This is a genomic window from Kitasatospora sp. NPDC096140, from assembly GCF_040303045.1.
In the GTDB taxonomy this organism is placed as follows: Bacteria; Actinomycetota; Actinomycetes; order Streptomycetales; family Streptomycetaceae; genus Kitasatospora.
Genome location: NZ_JBEOUW010000044.1, coordinates 1 through 13,046, shown reverse-complemented (window position 1 = coordinate 13,046; position 13,046 = coordinate 1). Strand labels below are relative to the sequence as shown.

Sequence of the window (13,046 nt, the reverse complement as noted above, 5' to 3'; positions counted from 1 at the left end):
CGCGCGGTATGACGACGATCACACCGTCTCCGCGCTGCCCGGGCCGACCCCCGGAGCCGTCTATCTGTTCGAAGGGGTCTTGTGCCCACGAACGGAGCGGGGAGCGGACTGTGCGTGCACGGCGAGGTGACGCGACCGGGGCGGACGAGCCCGGACGACGGCGGTGGCGCCCGGTGCGCCGGATCGACTACCCGCGCCGCGGGCGGCGCGGGGTGCGCCGCTGGCTGCCGTCCTGGCGGCAGCTGCTCCTGGTGGCCGGCGTGGGGACGGTGGCGCTGACGGGCTGGCTGGCCTGGTTCTTCGTGACCACCAAGGTGCCCGACGACCTGAACTCCTTCGCCACCCAGCAGAACAACGTCTACTACTGGGCCGACGGCACCGAGATGGCGCGGATCGGCGAGACCAACCGGCAGGAGGTGCCGCTCGACCGGGTGCCGGAGCCGGTGCGGTGGGCCGTGCTGGCCGCCGAGAACGAGACCTTCTACTCGGACCCGGGGATCTCGGCCACGGGCATCGGCCGCGCGGTGTGGCAGATGGTCTCCGGCGGCGAAACCCAAGGCGGCTCGACCATCACCCAGCAGTACGTCAAGAACATCTACCTGAACCAGCGCCAGTCCATGGACCGCAAGCTCAGCGAAGCCGTCATCGCGATCAAGCTGGACGACCGGATGAGCAAGGACGACATCCTGGCCGGCTACCTCGACAGCAGCTGGTTCGGACGCGGCAGCTACGGCATCCAACGGGCCGCGGCGGCGTACTACGGCAAGGACGTCTCGCAGCTCGATCCGAGCGAAGGGGCCCTCCTCGCCGCCCTGCTGAAGGGGGCCGGGCAGTACGATCCGGCGCTCGGGCCGGAGAACCACGAGCGGGCCGAGGAACGGTGGTCCTGGATCCTGGACCGCATGGTGGAGATCGGGAAGCTCTCCCGCGCAGAGCGCGCCCGGTACACGGTGTTCCCCGAGCCGAAGCCGCAGCCGAAGAACCCCGGGCTGAGCGGCCAGGTCGGCTACCTGGTGGACATGGCCAGGGCGTACGTGGAGAGCCACAGCGACATCACGCCCGCCCAGTTCGACCTCGGCGGCCACCAGATCTACACCACCTTCGACAAGCCGAAGGTCACCGCCCTCGCCGCGGCCGTCCAGGAGGCCACCAAGGGGATCGACCCCGACAACCGCGAGGCCGACAGGCTCCTGAAGGTCGGCGCCGCCTCGGTGGCCCCCGACGGCAGGATCGTCGCGCTCTACGGCGGGCCCGACTACCTCAAGCAGGGCTTCAACAACGCCAACACCACCACGGTGCCCGTCGGTTCGGCCTTCACGCCGGTGGTGTACGCCGCCGGGCTGAGCGAGGGAGTCCAGCGCGAACGCGGCGGCAAGCGCACCCCCGTGGCGCCCACCACCCCCTACAACGGGGACAACGGGGTGAACGTGCTGACGCCCGAGGGCCCGTACTGGGGGCGCGACGGCAAGATCGTGAAGACCGCCAACGACGGCAAGCGCAACTGGGGGCAGGTCAGCCTGCGCAGCGCCGTCGAGCAGTCCGTCAACGGGCCGATGATGCAGCTCGGCATGGACGTCGGCCTGGACCGGGTGCAGAAGACCGCCGCCGACCTCGGGCTGCTCCCCGGCAGCATGGGCGAACTGGTACCGGCCTTCGGGGTCGGCAACTCCACGCCCAGCGCGATCAGGACGGCGGACGCCTACACAGCCTTCGCAGGCGGCGGCAAGCGCACCGAGCCGTACTCGGTGTCCAGGATCACCCGCAACGGCAGCCCGCTCGACCTGCGCCTGCCGACGCCCGTGCAGGCGCTGCCGGCGGCGGTGGCGGGAGAGGTGGACGCGGCGCTCAAGGGCGCCGTCCGCAGCGGCAGTTCCACGTGGGCGGCGGAGGCCGGCCCGGACCTGGCCGCGAAGCCTGGCACCACCACGGACCGTACGGCGGGGTGGTCCGTCGGCTACAGCGGGCAGCTGGCCACGGCGGTCACCGTCTTCCGGGCGGACCTGCGGGACCTGAAGCTGCTCCCGCTGGAGGGGTTGGGCGGGGCGGCGCCGGACACCCCGGACTCGGCGCTGCCGAGCCGGATCTGGACGACGTACATGAAGGCGGTGGGAGGACGGTAGGCGCGTCGGCCGTGGGGTTCGTGAGGCCTGTTCTGCCCGTAGTGTGCGTGATATCCGTGGGGCCCGTGGTGTCACAGGCCCCACGGGCCGGCCTACTTGACCAGGCGCGGCCAGTCGGCCGGTTGCCCGGGGTCCAGCCCGCGCAGCTTGTCGAGCACCTTGGGGTCCTGGGCGTCCATCCAGTCGGCGACCTGGCGGAAGGAGACGCAGCGGACCTCCTCGCGCTTGCAGACGCTCTTCATGACGTCCTCGATGGCCTGCATGTAGATGCCGCCGTTCCAGTCCTCGAAGTGGTTGCCGATGAAGAGCGGGGCGCGGCTGCCGTTGTAGACGCGTTCGAAGCCGGCGAGGTAGCTCTCCCTGGTCTGCTTCTCCCAGGTGTCGAACTTCTTCGGGTCGCCCTTGGTGCTGCTCTCCCCGGACTGGACGGAGAGGAAGTTGAAGTCCATCGAGAGGCGCTGGGAGGACAAGGCGGGGTAGGGCAGCAGCTGCAGCGGGAAGTTCCAGACGCCCTCCTTCTTGACCGGCCAGACCTGGAACTCGCCCGGGGAGCTGGCGTCGTAGCGGAAGCCCTTCGCCTTCTCGGCGGCGAGCAGGTTCTTCTGGCCCTCCAGGCAGGGGGCGCGGCCGCCGACCAGCTCCTTGGTGTAGTCGAAGGGGAGGGGCGGGAGGTCCTTGAAGCCGGTGTTGGTCTTCCAGTTGGTGACGAAGGAGATCGCCTGGTCGAGCTCGCTCTTCCACTCGTCGGTGGACCAGTCACCGCCGCCGCCGGGCTGGGGGCCGCAGAAGTGGCCGTTGAAGTGGGTACCGATCTCGTTGCCGTCCAGCCAGGCCAGGCGCAGTTGCTCCAGGGTGTCCTTGATGTGGGGGTCGGTGGCGAAGTCGATGGACGCGGAGCCGGCGTCGTGCTGCGGGGGGTGGTAGAGGGAGCGCTTGGACTTGGGGAGGGTGTAGAGGCCGCTCAGGAAGAAGGTCATCTGGGCGTTGTTCTCCACCCCCAGCTTGCGGAAGCGGGAGAACAGGCGCTCGTCGCCCTCCAGAGCGCCGTCCCAGGAGAAGACGACGAACTGCGGCGGCCGCTCGCCGGGCTTCAGCTTCTCGGGCTTCGGCTGCTTGGGCTGCGGTCCGGTGTCGGAGGTGGAGCCGTCGCCGAGCACCTTCACCTGGCCGTCCCAGGTGGGGGTCGGGGTGGGGGTCGGGGTTGGAGCGGGGGTGTCGGTGGGTGCCTCGGACGGGGTGCTGGACGTCGGGCCCGCGGGGGTGGTGCCGGTGGCGGTGGGTCTGCTCTGCACGCCGGAGCAAGCCGTGGTCAGGACGAGGGAGGAAACGACTCCCACAAGCAGACCGTTCATGCCGCGCGCAATCCGCACCGGACCCCCACTTCACTGACGCAAGTCAGTAGATGTTCGGATAAATGATCGAAATGGAGGGATCATCAGAACATCTTTGATCGACGCCTGTCGAGGCGGGGGTGCGGTGGCAACTGGCGTACGTATCACGGGGTCTGACGGTTCATCTGACTTCTCGCGCGAAAGCGCGGAAGGCTGCAGCGGCCGCGACGGTGTAGAAGCGCCTGACCCGGTCCGAGGAGCCGGTCACGCGGAGGAACTCGTTGCGCTCGCGGTCCCAGAGCCCCCAGCACTCCAGCGCGACGAAGTGCGGGCTGGAGGAGTCGATCAGGCGGATCTCGAACCGGGCGGGGGAGGGCGGAGGGGGAGGGGGAGGGGTGGCGGGGAGGTGATCGGTCATCGCCGGGTCGCCACCTGGATGAAGCCGGAGGCCTTCTCGACACGCTTGGAGAAGTCGGCGAACTCGCCCTCGATCGGGGAGATGGCGGACTTGCTGGGGACGAGGATGGCGCCGGCCTGCCGGTCGAGGACCCGCTGCAGAGCGGCGCGGAGCATGGGGCGGTGGTCGGGCCCCTTCGTGGCGGCCTCGTCGTCCACGACGATGAGGTCGATGCCCCAGTTGAAGGCCTTGGCGTAGTCCTCGCACGCCCGCAACTCGCGCTCGGGGAAGGAGGAGTTGGCCTTGGTCAGGTAGAGGACGACCTGGAAGGACGGCGTGGGGGTGGGGCAGGACATAGATGTCTCCATGGTTGCACTTCGCGTTCGGCTTTTCACGCGGTGTAGCCATGTTGGCGTGCTGGCCCTTACGATCGGAAGGCTTTCCCACTTGACAGTCTCTGGCGTGGGATTCAGCCAGCCGTGGAGGTCTGATTATGCGTGAGACGGAGCTCAATCCTTCGGCATCTCCTCTGGAGGCGTTCGGAGCCCAACTACGCAAGGCACGCAAGGCGGCTGGTCTGACCCAGGCGGAGCTTGGGCGGCTCACATCCTTGAGTGACAGTCAGATTTCAAACCTCGAAAGAGGTACACGCAGTCCCACACTCGACTGGGTCATCGAGGCCGACCGGGTTCTGAACACTGGTGGGACTCTGGAGCTGACCTACTGGAGCCTGAGCGGTGGGGGATCACTTCTGGAGGGCTTCGCGGAGTTTGCAGCACATGAGGCGAAGGCTGTTGAGCTGCGGCAGTTCGAGTTGGGCGTCGTTCCCGGGCTGTTCCAGACCAAGGCATACGCAGAGACTCTGGCGGCGGCCGACGTGCGTCGGGGAGTCATCACCAGCGAGGAGGCCGAGGCTCGGGTCTCCTACCTTCTCACTCGTCAGCAGCGCCTCAACAGTGTGGACATGCCGCTGGTCCATGCGGTGTTGGATGAGAGTTGCATTCGAAGGCTGGTAGGCGGTCCGGCTGTCATGCAGGAGCAGTTCGATCGGTTGGCGGAGCTGTTCGAGCGCCCGAGGACCATCATCCAGGTGGCGCCGTTCTCGATGGGCGAGCACAGATCGCTCGCCCTGCCGGTGGTGCTGCTGACGATGCCCGACCGCAGCATGCTCGGATACACGGAGTCCCAGGCGCGTGGATATCTCACCAGGGAAGCCGAGACCGTAACAGCGTGGGCCAGGGACTACGATCGGCTTCAGGTGGGCGCCAGTTCGGACGTGGTGTCCCTCGCCGCGATCCGCGCAGCTCGGAAGGATCTTTGAAATGACCCGCACTGACGGCGTGACTCTGACCGGCGCTACCTGGGTCAAGTCCAGCTACAGCCAGAACGGTGGCAACTGCGTCGAGGTGGCGCCGGACTTCCCCGGCGTCGTTCCCGTCCGTGACTCCAAGGACCCCGAGGGGCCCACCCTCGTCTTCACCTCCGACGCCTGGCGGTCGTTCGTCGCCGCCGTCGCCGCCGGCGAGCTCTGACCCGTGGCCCCCGGGCTGGGCCCGGGGGCCACAAATTCGCTGGCGTGTGCCGCCGTCCGGGAATGATGATCACGGGATGCATGTCTTCCTGGAAACCGAGCGGCTCGTGCTGCGCCCGTTCGCCGACACCGAGACCGACGTCGACGGCCTGTTCGCCCTGGACAGCGACCCCGACGTGATGCGCTTCATCAACGGGGGCAAGCCGACCACCCGCGAGGCGATCCAGACACGCACCCTGCCGCGACTCCTCCACGACTACCCGGCCTTCGGCACCCGCGGCTTCTGGGCCGCCGACGACCGAGCCACCGGCGCCTTCCTCGGCTGGTTCGAGCTGCGCCCCCTCGACGACCAGAGCCCGTTCGTCGTGGAACTCGGGTACCGCCTCAACAAGGCCGCCTGGGGCAAGGGCTACGCCACGGAGGGCTCGCGCGCCCTGATCGACAAGGGCTTCACCGACCTCCGGGTGGAGCGGGTCACCGCGAACACGATGGCGGTGAACACCGGGTCCCGGCGGGTGATGGAGAAGTCGGGCCTGTCGTTCCTCCGGAACTTCACCGGGGACTGGCCCGACGCGATCCCGGGTTCCGAGCACGGCGAGGTCGAGTACGACCTCGTCCGGGCCGACTGGGAGCAGCGGCGCCCGTGACCCCGCGGCGGCCGGTCCAGCCCTAACGGCCACCACCACAGCCTCTCGATCGGCGGCTGGCGGTCCTGTCGGTGAGTTCAGCGACATCTGGCCGTACCGTTCTGTGGTATCGCGGACGTGACCGGTGTCACGCACCTGTCCTGAAACCATGTCACGTCGTTCGTCGACCTCATCACACGAGTGCGGAGATCGACGAACGCGTAGGGGGAAACGCCATGGGGGATGACGGGGCGAAGGTCTGTGGGTGAGTCCACGGTCGCGAAGGCCGTCCAGAAGGTCACCGGTATGTGGTGGCCGGATGCCGACCCGGGCAAGCTGCGCAAGGTCGCCGACGCGTGGGAGGCGATGGCCACGGCCATCGACAACGTGACCGCGCCGACCAATCAGGCCGCGGCCGCCATCGTCGCCAACAACCACGGCCCCGCGATCGACGCGTTCGGCACGTTCTGGGGGCAGTACTACGGCGGCAAGGACAGCGCGGGCAAGGGCAAGGGCTGGCTGCCCGACACCGCGGAGGCGTGCCGGAGTCTGGCCAAGGCGCTGCGGGAGTTCGCCCACGAGGTCGACAAGGCGATCAAGAAGCTGGAGGAGGAGGCCGCGATCGTCGGCGGCACTCTGCTCGTGGGTGGCGCCCTCGCGTTCGTCACTTTCAGTATCTCGGCGGACATCGCCGTCGCCACCGCCGCGGGCATCGTCGCCACCGCCGCGTCGGTCGGTGTCGCGGTCTCCGAGGTCGTGGCCACGATCGCGGCCACGATTCTGGTCGGTGCCGTGTTCGGTGCGGTCGAGGCGATCGCCGTGGACGTTGCCGTGGCTCAGCCGATCCGGGTGGAGTTCTTCGGTGACGGCGGCTACAGCCTCACCGAGGCCGCCGACTCGGCCGAGACCGGCGGCATCATGGGCGCGGCCGGCGGCGGCCTCGGCGCTGGCGGGCGTGCCGTGGCTGCCGCCGCCGAGAGCGCCGAGAGCGCCTCGGTCGTCCTCAACGGTCTCGCCAGGGTGGCCAACGCCGCCGACACCCTTCCCGGCCGCATGGTCACCGGTGCCGGCCTCACCTACGGCTACGACGCCGCGTTCAAGACCGGGCCCGTCATGCCCCTGGACCTCGTCCTCGGCGCTGTCGGCGGCGCTGCCGGACCTCGCAATCGACCCGGTGCACCGGCGCCGGAGGAGCCGGCCGGTTCTGGAGTTCATCCTGGCACCTCAGGCGCGAACCTGACGCCGGACCGCGTTCCGCCGGCCTCGGAGGGTCTTCCGGCCGGTGACCTCAAGGCGGAATACGCCGCACGAAGCGATCCGGAGGCCCTGCCGAAATACGAGCAGATTCGGGAGATGACGGACGACGTTCCTCGGATCGCGGAAAATCTGGAGATCGACGAGAGCATTGTCGCCAAGGCCAAGGAACACCTCTTCCTGACCAAACACACGGTACAGTTCGGCCCCGGCAAGGTCGTGGACGGGGAGTATTTCAACGCCCACAACGAGCTGGCCACCTACTGGCTTCGGGCCAGGAACTGGAATGTCACGGAATCGACCGCCGGAATCGTCCGCGGCGTCATCGCCCACGAGTACGTCGAGAGCGTCCTCATGAAGGCCGGTGTGCCGTACCGTTCGGAGGATCCGAGTGCGTGGGTGGACGACTACGAGCCTCGTCCGGGCAATGTCGGCGCACATGACTTGGCCCCCAAATCCGGAAGTGGATTCCCGCTCACCATGGAAGGTACTCTGAATCACTGGAGGGAGCTCGGGATCCTGCCGCCCGACGTGCCAATCGCGAGTGACTTCTCGAACATCGATCTGCTGGCCCAATCAGCCCTGGAGTGGTGGCGCGCGAATGAGCATAAGTCGCACTGACGCAATGATGGAACGCCTTGCCGGCATCAAGTGGACCAACATGGAGGGTCACAACGCGCATGCGATCTCCATGTCCCGACTGATGGTCGAGTACCTTCGCCGGGCCTCGCTCTGGGCCGAGGTGCTGGGCGGTCCGCCGAAGTGGCCCATCTTCGACATCGCCGGAGCGCTGGCCCCAGAGATCCAGGTGGACCCCGTGGTGGCCGAGCGGCTTGAGGACTTCCTTATCGCACACGTCGGCGGCATCTCGACCGAGAACGCCTGCCGTGCGGCCGTGCGGTGGGCGACCCTGCGGGACACTGCGGGCATTCAACTGCCCGACCTGCCGGAGCCGTTCGAGCCCCTCATTGTCATGTACGAGCGTGGCGGAGAGCTCGTCCCCGACGAGAGCTGGGCCTTTAACTTCGGTATCCGCCGAGTGCAGATCAAGCCCTGGCGTGAGCACCTCTCCGCCGAGCCTGCCGTCGCCCTCGATCCCGCCACCCTGGATGCCCTGGACGTCGCGGCAAGCTGACGAACGCGTGATCGGGCCAGGAGCCCATTCGGACGACCCCCTGAGCCGTGTGGCTCGGGGGGTCGTGGCATTGACAGGGGCCTTCCGCGGCTGAATGCTAAGCAAGCGCTTAGTCAACCCGAGACCAAGGAGTCGCCCGATGTCCGAGACCCCTGCCTCGCCGCCCGGGGTGGACCTGGTGCGGTTGCGCGCCCACCTCGACCGGGAACTCCCCGGGGCCGTCCGGGGGCAGCTGTGGGCCGACCTCATCGAGGGCGGCCGCTCGAACCTCACCTACGTCCTCTCCGACGGCTCCTCCCGCTGGGTGCTGCGCCGCCCGCCACTCGGGCACGTCCTCGCCACCGCGCACGACATGGGCCGCGAGTACCGCGTCATGACCGCGCTGCGCGACACCGGCGTCCCGGTGCCGGACACCCTCCTCCTCGATCCGGGCACGGACGTCCTCGGCGCGCCCTGGTACCTCATGGAGTACGTCACCGGCACCGCCCACCGCGACGCCGCCGACCTCGCCTCCCTCGGCGAGCGGCGCGTCCAGGCCCTCGGCCGCCGCCTGGTCGACACCCTCGCCACCCTCCACCGGATCGACCCGGCTGCCGTCGGTCTCGCCGACTTCGGTCACCCCGACGGCTACCTGGAACGCCAGCTGCGCCGCTGGTCCAAGCAGCTCGCCGCCTCCCGCAGCCGCGACCTGCCCGCCCTGGACCGGTTGCACGCCGCGCTCGCCGAGCGGCTGCCGACGTCCCCCGCGCCCGCGCTGGTGCACGGGGACTACCGCCTCGACAACGTCCTCGTCGACGACGGTGACGCCATCGCCGCCGTGCTCGACTGGGAGATGTCCACCCTCGGCGACCCGCTCACCGACGTCGGCCTGCTGGTGATGTACACCGAACTGGCCGGCGTCGGCGGCGGCATCATCCCCTCCGCCATGACCGCCCCCGGCTTCCCGAAGCCCGACGAGATCGTCTCCCGGTACGCCGAGGCGACCGGCCGTCAGGCCGCCGACCTGGACTGGTACGTGGCCTTCGCCTCGTTCAAGCTCGCCGCCGTCGCCGAGGGCATCTTCTTCCGCTTCCAGCAGGGCCGCACCCTCGGCGCGGGTTTCGAGCGGGCGGGCGAGATGGCCCCGATCCTCGCCCGCCACGGCCTGAACACCCTCAAGGAGAACTGACCGATGGACTTCGCGTACGACGCCCGGACGACCGAGCTCCGCGAGCAGCTGCTCGCCTTCATGGACGAGCACGTCCACCCCGCCGAGGCCGTCCTCGCCGCGCAGCTCGCCGACCCGGCCCGCGCGCCGTGGGCCGTGCCGCCGGTCGTCGCGGACCTGCAGGCCGAGGCCCGCAAGCAGGGGCTGTGGAACCTCTTCATGCCGGGTGAGCACGGCGCCGGCCTGACCAACCTGCAGTACGCCCCGCTCGCCGAGATCACCGGCCGCAGCCCGCAGTTGGCCCCGCCCGCGCTCAACTGCGCGGCCCCGGACACCGGCAACATGGAGCTGCTCGCCCAGTTCGGCAGCGCCGAGCAGCGCGAGCGGTGGCTGCGCCCCCTCCTCGACGCCGAGATCCGCTCCGCCTTCGCGATGACCGAGCCCGAGGTGGCGTCCTCGGACGCCACCAACATCGCCACCCGGATCGAGCGGGACGGCGACGAGTACGTGATCAACGGCCGCAAGTGGTACATCACCGGGGCGATGAACCCGGAGTGCAGGCTGCTCATCGTGATGGGCAAGACGGACCCCGACGCCGAGCCGCACCGCCAGCAGAGCATGGTGCTCGTCCCGCGCGACACCCCCGGTGTGACCGTGAAGCGCGGCATGACGGTCTTCGGCTACGACGACGCCGACCACGGCGGCCACGCCGAGGTGCTGTTCGAGGACGTCCGCGTTCCGGCGGCCCACCTGATCGGCGAGGAGGGGACGGGCTTCGCCATCGCCCAGGCCCGGCTGGGGCCGGGCCGGATCCACCACTGCATGCGGGCCATCGGCATCGCCGAGCGGGCGCTGGAGCTGATGTGCCGCCGCGCCGGCGAGCGGGTCGCCTTCGGCAAGCCGCTCGCCGAGCAGGGCGTGGTGCAGGACTGGATCGCCGAATCGCGCGTGCGGATCGAGCAGTTGCGGCTCCTCGTCCTCAAGACCGCCTGGCTGATGGACACCGTCGGCAACCGGGGCGCGCACACCGAGATCCAGGCGATCAAGATCGCCACCCCGCGCACCGTCGAGTGGATCCTCGACAAGGCCGTCCAGGCCCACGGCGCCGCCGGCGTCAGCCAGGACACCCCGCTCGCCCAGCTCTGGGCCGGCAACCGCACCCTGCGCCTCGCCGACGGCCCGGACGAGGTCCACAAGCGCTCGCTGGCCCGCCGGGAGCTGAAGCGGTACCGGCGGTAGCCGCCCCACCGTCGAAAGCCCCGCCTGCCGACCTGGTCGAACACCGGGTCGGCAGTCCCGTTCCGGCGCTGACCTGCCCGGAAGCCGTGCTGCGGGGAAAACTAGACTGTCGGCTCGGCCGTCCGGAAAGGCAGGCGGCCGGAGTGACGGGGGGTCATGGCGATGTGGTCGACGATGTCCAATGCCGGTGTACCGGCACAGGACCGGTTCGCGTGGTTCACCGACATGGTCGCCCGGGACCTGGTCCCGGTGACGGTCTCCAGCCCGGAGGCCGCCGACTTCCGTGCGGAGGCCGCCGTGCTGGACCTCGGTCCGGTCCGGGTGTCGGCGCACTGCCACCCGCCGGTGCGTTCGCGTCGGCCCTCGGCGCTGACCCGACGCAGCGACCCCGAGCAGTACCAGCTGGCCCTGGTCGGGGGGAGGAACCCGATGTGGATCTCCCAGCACGGGAACGACTCCGGGCCGGTCAGCGGGGAGTTGGTGCTCTGGGACACCTCACGGCCGTTCGAGGCCGGCACGCGGTACGAGGACGGCACCAGCCAGGCCCTCATCCTGCACATTCCCCGCACCGCGCTGCCGGTCAACGCGGACAAGACCGACCGCCTGCTCGCCCGGCAGATCTCCGCCCGCCGCGGGACGGGCGCCATCCTGGCGCGCTTCCTCACCTCCCTGGGCGACCACGCCGCCGAGTGCGGGCCCGAGGAGCTGGAGCGGCTGGGAGGGATCGCCCGCGACCTGGCCGCCGTCTGCCTGGCCGAGTCCGCCGACGCCGCCCGCGAGGTCGACGCCACGACCCGCTCACGAGCCCTGCTGGAGCAGGCCAAGGTGTTCATCGAGCACAACCTCGACCATCCCGACCTGGGGCCCGAGATGATCGCCGGGCGCCACCACGTCTCCGTGCGTTCGCTGCACCTGCTGTTCCAGGGTGAGGAGGAGAGCGTCAGCAGACTGATCCGTCGGCGCCGCCTCGAACGCTGCCGCGCCGACCTCGCCCGGCCGGAGCTCGCCGAGCACTCCATCCGCAGCATCGCCGCCCGCTGGGGGTTCGCCAGCGCGGCCGTCTTCAGCCGGGCCTTCCGCGAGGCCTACGGGCTGACGCCCCGCGAGCACCGCCGGCAGAGCGCGCACGGAGCCGCCTGCGCGAACCCTCAAGAAAACCTGCACTCAGCGCAAACCCGGGCGGACGGCTCGCTCCTAACCTGGCTGGGCGGGTGATCACCACCCCGTTCATCGCTTCCCGGGGGAAACCACATGAAGAAACTCCTCACTTCCGCCGCAGCCGCCGGCCTCGCCCTGACCGGTGTCACCGTGGCCGCACCCGCGCCGGCCCGGGCCGCCTCGGAGATCCCGGTGTTCCAGCTCGTGAACTTCGAGGGCCGGTGTCTGGAGGTCGAGAACTCCTCGACGCAGAACGGCGCCCGGGTGCAGCTGTGGGACTGCCACAACCAGCCCGGTTCGTACTGGCGCTTCGGGGACGTCGCCGGAACGAACTACCACTACCTCGTCAACGACCACAGCGGGAAGTGCCTGGAGATCGAGGACTCGTCGCTGTCGAACGGCGCCCGCGCCCAGCAGTGGGACTGCGTCGGCCAGCCCGGTGCCATCTGGGTTCATCTGCACGAGCTGTCGTACAAGTCGTATGACTACTACAAGATTCTCAACACCAGCGACAAGGCCCTGGAGGTCGAGAACTCCGCGAGCTTCAACGGGGCGCCCGTGCAGCAATGGAACTACGGCGGCCAGGGCGGGGCCCTGTGGCGCTTCTACTGGCTGTGACCCGGGCGGGGAAGCCGTCCCCCCGAGTCGCCGGCCTGCCCGCGTACGGGGGTCGCGGGCAGACCCGGTGCCGGGGGGCGGTCATTGAGCCTTTTCAGAGCGGTCACCGATCGGGTGACGGCGGTGCTGTCGGCGCCTGGGCATGACGAACGGGGCTCTCGGGCGGTTGAGGGAGGTGTCTGAAGTCTCAACTGTTCCGCCGGAGAGCCCCGTTGGTCACCTATCCTGCCGCACTGGACCTGCCGCACGCCCTCGTGGAGTGGGTCACCATGCTCATCGTCACCCGGGAGGGTGACCGCCGGTGCAAGCTTCGGCCCTCGCAGCGAGCCATCGTCGCGCTGGTCTATCTGCGCAAGCACGACACCCTCGCCCAGATCGCAGCCGGCTTCAGGATCAGCGTCGGCACCGCCCACGCCTACGTCCGTGCGGTTACCGACCTCCTTGCCCGCCGTGCGCCCGGCCTGACCCGGGCCCTGCGTGAAGCCGATGC

General features: G+C 69.5%; 14 protein-coding genes. 11 read left to right on the top strand and 3 right to left on the bottom strand.

The window, feature by feature from the left end; all coding sequences use genetic code 11:
* Nucleotides 1-110: 110 nt before the first annotated feature.
* Complete coding sequence (locus ABT048_RS33410) at nt 111-2,120, top strand: transglycosylase domain-containing protein (RefSeq protein ID WP_350525330.1); 2,010 nt, start codon at nt 111-113, stop codon at nt 2,118-2,120.
* 92 nt (nt 2,121-2,212) lie between these two features.
* Here ABT048_RS33410 and ABT048_RS33405 read toward each other — a convergent pair whose 3' ends face one another.
* The 3 genes from ABT048_RS33405 to ABT048_RS33395 all read right to left on the bottom strand — a co-directional run bounded on the left by ABT048_RS33405 (nt 2,213) and on the right by ABT048_RS33395 (nt 4,204).
* The gene (locus ABT048_RS33405) at nt 2,213-3,472 is read right to left on the bottom strand and encodes a polysaccharide deacetylase family protein (protein WP_350525329.1); all 1,260 of its coding nucleotides are present in this window, start codon (nt 3,470-3,472) and stop codon (nt 2,213-2,215) included.
* 160 nt (nt 3,473-3,632) lie between these two features.
* Complete coding sequence (locus tag ABT048_RS33400) at nt 3,633-3,869, bottom strand: hypothetical protein (RefSeq protein ID WP_350525328.1); 237 nt, start codon at nt 3,867-3,869, stop codon at nt 3,633-3,635.
* Complete coding sequence (locus ABT048_RS33395) at nt 3,866-4,204, bottom strand: recombinase family protein (protein ID WP_350525327.1); 339 nt, start codon at nt 4,202-4,204, stop codon at nt 3,866-3,868. Before ABT048_RS33395 ends, ABT048_RS33400 begins: the two co-directional genes overlap by 4 nt.
* Before the next feature lie 137 nt (nt 4,205-4,341).
* Between ABT048_RS33395 and ABT048_RS33390 the strand changes: the two genes are divergently transcribed.
* From ABT048_RS33390 to ABT048_RS33345, 10 genes are all read left to right on the top strand, one after another.
* On the top strand, nt 4,342-5,169 hold the full coding sequence (locus ABT048_RS33390) for a helix-turn-helix domain-containing protein (RefSeq protein WP_350525326.1): 828 nt from the start codon (nt 4,342-4,344) through the stop codon (nt 5,167-5,169).
* 1 nt (nt 5,170) lies between these two features.
* The gene (locus tag ABT048_RS33385) at nt 5,171-5,380 is read left to right on the top strand and encodes a DUF397 domain-containing protein (protein ID WP_350525325.1); all 210 of its coding nucleotides are present in this window, start codon (nt 5,171-5,173) and stop codon (nt 5,378-5,380) included.
* Between the two features lie 76 nt (nt 5,381-5,456).
* The gene (locus ABT048_RS33380; protein WP_350525324.1) at nt 5,457-6,026 is read left to right on the top strand and encodes a GNAT family N-acetyltransferase; all 570 of its coding nucleotides are present in this window, start codon (nt 5,457-5,459) and stop codon (nt 6,024-6,026) included.
* 240 nt (nt 6,027-6,266) lie between these two features.
* Complete coding sequence (locus tag ABT048_RS33375) at nt 6,267-7,880, top strand: WXG100-like domain-containing protein (protein WP_350525323.1); 1,614 nt, start codon at nt 6,267-6,269, stop codon at nt 7,878-7,880.
* 4 nt (nt 7,881-7,884) lie between these two features.
* Nucleotides 7,885-8,394 (top strand): hypothetical protein, encoded by a 510-nt coding sequence (locus ABT048_RS33370; protein WP_350525322.1) that lies wholly within the window; start codon nt 7,885-7,887, stop codon nt 8,392-8,394.
* A 139-nt stretch (nt 8,395-8,533) separates the two neighbouring features.
* On the top strand, nt 8,534-9,562 hold the full coding sequence (locus ABT048_RS33365; RefSeq protein WP_350525321.1) for a phosphotransferase family protein: 1,029 nt from the start codon (nt 8,534-8,536) through the stop codon (nt 9,560-9,562).
* A 3-nt stretch (nt 9,563-9,565) separates the two neighbouring features.
* Nucleotides 9,566-10,780, top strand: a complete 1,215-nt coding sequence (locus ABT048_RS33360) for an acyl-CoA dehydrogenase family protein (RefSeq protein ID WP_350525320.1) — start codon at nt 9,566-9,568, stop codon at nt 10,778-10,780.
* A gap of 174 nt (nt 10,781-10,954) precedes the next feature.
* A complete protein-coding gene (locus ABT048_RS33355) occupies nt 10,955-11,995 on the top strand; it encodes an AraC-like ligand-binding domain-containing protein (protein WP_350525319.1) in 1,041 nt (346 codons plus the stop codon).
* A 36-nt stretch (nt 11,996-12,031) separates the two neighbouring features.
* Nucleotides 12,032-12,556 (top strand): RICIN domain-containing protein, encoded by a 525-nt coding sequence (locus ABT048_RS33350; protein ID WP_350525318.1) that lies wholly within the window; start codon nt 12,032-12,034, stop codon nt 12,554-12,556.
* Between the two features lie 212 nt (nt 12,557-12,768).
* Nucleotides 12,769-13,046: helix-turn-helix domain-containing protein (locus ABT048_RS33345; RefSeq protein WP_350525317.1), on the top strand; the 278-nt coding region annotated here is incomplete at its 3' end.

What these genes read in the sequence shown, in the direction of transcription:
- ABT048_RS33405 (WP_350525329.1), bottom strand. Translation starts at nt 3,472, where the DNA reads ATGAACGGTCTGCTTGTGGGAGTCGTTTCCTCCCTCGTCCTGACCACG.
- ABT048_RS33400 (WP_350525328.1), bottom strand. Translation starts at nt 3,869, where the DNA reads ATGACCGATCACCTCCCCGCCACCCCTCCCCCTCCCCCTCCGCCCTCC.
- ABT048_RS33395 (WP_350525327.1), bottom strand. Translation starts at nt 4,204, where the DNA reads ATGTCCTGCCCCACCCCCACGCCGTCCTTCCAGGTCGTCCTCTACCTG.
- ABT048_RS33390 (WP_350525326.1), top strand. Translation starts at nt 4,342, where the DNA reads ATGCGTGAGACGGAGCTCAATCCTTCGGCATCTCCTCTGGAGGCGTTC.
- ABT048_RS33385 (WP_350525325.1), top strand. Translation starts at nt 5,171, where the DNA reads ATGACCCGCACTGACGGCGTGACTCTGACCGGCGCTACCTGGGTCAAG.
- ABT048_RS33380 (WP_350525324.1), top strand. Translation starts at nt 5,457, where the DNA reads ATGCATGTCTTCCTGGAAACCGAGCGGCTCGTGCTGCGCCCGTTCGCC.
- ABT048_RS33370 (WP_350525322.1), top strand. Translation starts at nt 7,885, where the DNA reads ATGATGGAACGCCTTGCCGGCATCAAGTGGACCAACATGGAGGGTCAC.
- ABT048_RS33365 (WP_350525321.1), top strand. Translation starts at nt 8,534, where the DNA reads ATGTCCGAGACCCCTGCCTCGCCGCCCGGGGTGGACCTGGTGCGGTTG.
- ABT048_RS33360 (WP_350525320.1), top strand. Translation starts at nt 9,566, where the DNA reads ATGGACTTCGCGTACGACGCCCGGACGACCGAGCTCCGCGAGCAGCTG.
- ABT048_RS33355 (WP_350525319.1), top strand. Translation starts at nt 10,955, where the DNA reads ATGTCCAATGCCGGTGTACCGGCACAGGACCGGTTCGCGTGGTTCACC.
- ABT048_RS33350 (WP_350525318.1), top strand. Translation starts at nt 12,032, where the DNA reads ATGAAGAAACTCCTCACTTCCGCCGCAGCCGCCGGCCTCGCCCTGACC.